This is a genomic window from Bacillota bacterium (assembly GCA_040754675.1).
In the GTDB taxonomy this organism is placed as follows: domain Bacteria; phylum Bacillota; class Limnochordia; order Limnochordales; family Geochordaceae; genus Geochorda.
The window spans coordinates 1-3,014 of record JBFMCJ010000489.1; the positions used below are offsets into that span (position 1 = coordinate 1).

Annotated in this window: 2 protein-coding genes; both read right to left on the reverse strand. The window is 60.3% G+C overall.

All coding sequences use genetic code 11. From position 1 onward, the window contains the following. Positions 1-433: hypothetical protein (locus tag AB1609_19550; GenBank protein MEW6048639.1), on the reverse strand; the 433-nt coding region annotated here is incomplete at its 3' end. A 193-nt stretch (positions 434-626) separates the two neighbouring features. Continuing rightward, on the reverse strand, positions 627-3,014 hold a 2,388-nt coding region (locus tag AB1609_19555), incomplete at its 5' end, for a DUF3883 domain-containing protein (protein ID MEW6048640.1).

Sequence of the window (3,014 nt, forward strand, 5' to 3'; positions counted from 1 at the left end):
AACCATTGCTCTCCACGCACCTCAGGAACCGCTCCCGAAAGGGCAACGGCGGCCTCGTGGCCAGCAAAGTCTGCAGAGTACGGAAGGCCGGTACCTTGGTCCGCACTTGCCGTCCAATCTGGAACCCAATCCCTACCCGAATGTGCGTCTCAAACATCCCGACGTTGAGCTGGATTTCATCCTGATCCCCTCCTGAAGGATAGAAGTACCAATGTGTCGGTCCCCCCCACTTGGGCCCTGTAAACACCCGGCCACCTTGGCCCGTCATGCCCCGCCTTACGATGCGTTTCCGAAAGAAGTCCAGGTCAAACTCCGGGTAGTTAGATAACTCTTCGCTCAGCGCATCAGCTTTCGCGTGCAACGCTGTACCGGGGCCGCCTTGCTTCCGGGCCAGCAACTGAAAGTCTGCCGCGGCAAACGGAACAAACGCCACCTGTAACACCTCCAGTGGAGTGAAAAAAACGACGCAATGCAGAGCACCCGGGACGCCACGGGTGCGTAGCCAGCCTAATAGGCCTTCCGACCGCCATCTTGGGATCCACAATCGGTCTGAAGTACCTTTCATCCCCTTTTTCCCCGGGCAGTAACAGGCCCCCGGAGAACGGGGCTCAAAACCGCCGTCGGGCTCAGTCAAGAGTAGGCCGGTATTCCTCTGCGGCAACCCTGGACCAGTCGCGGTAGCTGAACGTGGCTCCGTGCATGAGACCGACCAGTGCATCGCCCCGGAGAACCCTGAGGACCGGGTGTACCAGAGCATCGGTAACCACGTAAATGTAGTAGCGGGTGCCCGCCCTACTTAGCTGCTGAAGCTGCTGACTCGTAAGTTCAACGGAAGGGTAAGATTGGTTCCGGGCCTTCACCTCAATCAGTCGGCCATCTGACTCCACGTCAAACCCCAATACTTCCTCTGAACGGGGCAACTCCCGGGGCTGTCGCCCATGCTCCCGCTCGTACTGCACGGCAAGGTTGACACCGATCCTCTGAACCAGTGCCTGGGCTTCCCCCCGTTCCAATCGAGAGTCCACTCCCAGTGTACAGAAAAGGCGACGCCAGTCCGAGGGAGCGTACTCCCCCAAACGCAAGTAGTCCTCCGACACGAAGGCGATGTTCCACTCCGAGGCCTTGTCGAGCAGCCCGGCCCGGATAAGCTTCTCCAGACTCTGGCCTACCGGCTCGTAAACCAAAGGTAGGAACGTGTTTCCCGGCCGCAGCCACTGCTCATCAGTGGTTTTCACGGTGATGCCCTCTATTAACGCACGAGGCAGCCAGCCGAGCCCCTTCCAGAGTTCGAGCAATCGGACGGTGTAGGTCAGCCGCTCTTCATCGGTAAGGTTAGGCCACTTAGCCGCCCATCGTGGAACTTCTTCTGCCAGTTCGTCCGCGACCTGCCTGTCGCGCACAGCACGCGGCGACAACTCCTGAACCCCGAGGCGCACGAGGACAGATGCAGCCCGGCCGTCCTTCCAAACGCCAGGGTGGACACGGTGTAAACGGCCCAGAAGCGGCGGACCCTCTTCGGACCAGTAGGCATCCGAGGGTTTCGCCAGTTCTCCGTCCTCGGTGAGCACCATGCGCTCACCCCGCAAGCGCCCCTTGAGAGTGCGGTCGCTGTACTGTCCGATCTCATGATACAGGGAGCAAAAGAAGTCGAGGTCACACTGCTCAGCCTTTGCCCTCACGAGTTCATCCATGGCGGAATTGAACCCATTCGAGTTGTAGCTCGGGCCGTCCTTCGTGTATCGCGCAAGTGGTTGCGGAACCCGGCATGACGGATCGAGCACCTTAAGGCCCGGGAAGATGTTCTCTGCGTCGCGTGCCCTGAACCATCCCTCCCCGAGGACATGCTCCTGCACGCGCATAGCTTCGTCAGGCCGCACCAGAGTCCCATCGATAGCAACCAGGCAGGCGCTCGCGCGAAGATGGTCGCGAAGTGGTTGCATAAGGTACTGCTCGAAGGGTTCAGGCCCATGCGGCCCCGGGTGCAGAACCGACGCCATCGCGTACTTCCACCGGGGGTCGGCACTAAACGCAGGGATCACCATGTCCCGGACCAAGGTCCAGAGTTCTTCAACAAGCCACGTGTTCCACAGGGCGTCCCGAGTGATTGAGTGTCTGCCAGGGGCGGTGAGGAAATCGGCCTGCACTATGAAGGGAAGGGCTAGGGGGACCTCCTTGAGGGGCAGGTAGCTGAAGACGCCCACATGTGCCGTACCGCCCGTTTCGCGCAGTTGGCCGGCTTCGTCTACCGCAAACGCAACCGCAACCTCCCGCGTGCGCACTTGATCGCGTTCCCAGGCTCTGGTTACCCAGTCCCTTCTGACGCGATCGGGAACGGCAACGGTGCGCTTGAACACAACCCAGTGCTCGTGTTCCGGTGGTCGTTCGCCGCACTGCTCTGACAACTGGTGGATCTCGAGGCCCCCTTGCCGAGCACTGACCTTACTCTTCTTCAGTCGTCGCTGGAATCCGGTCCGAGTGTCCTGCAGGACTACTTCTTCAAGGTGGCGCAGAAATAGCAGGGTGCGGAGCGAGAACTGCTCAGAGGAAAACTCAGCCGCGATCTGGCTAACCAGTTCGGGGTCGGCCGACCGGCTCACGGGCAGTTGGAAGACCGTCGTGTGTCCCCTAGGTGAGCCACCCTCTGGCAGACGGTGTTGCAGCCACAAAGGGGTGATTTGCCAGGGGCGCCGACTGGGGTCTGACCACCTGCTACGGTCAAAGGTAAACCGATAGGGACCCGAGTATACGCAGGGGGCATCGGAGATAAGGAACACAGCCTTAAACCCCACCCCAAGATACCCGATGTAGTCATCCGGTTTCTTCGACGACCGGCCAACCTTGCAAAGGCTCTCCACATCTTCACGCGAAAACTCACGCCCGTTGTTCATGATCCAGACCTGTCCTTCCTCGATGCGGGCAACCAGGACCGTCGCTCCCGCGTCGTCGGCGTTCTGGACGAACTCCATTAGGAAGTGCCCCCGGTCCGGAAACGCCTTCATGATACGGTCGATAGC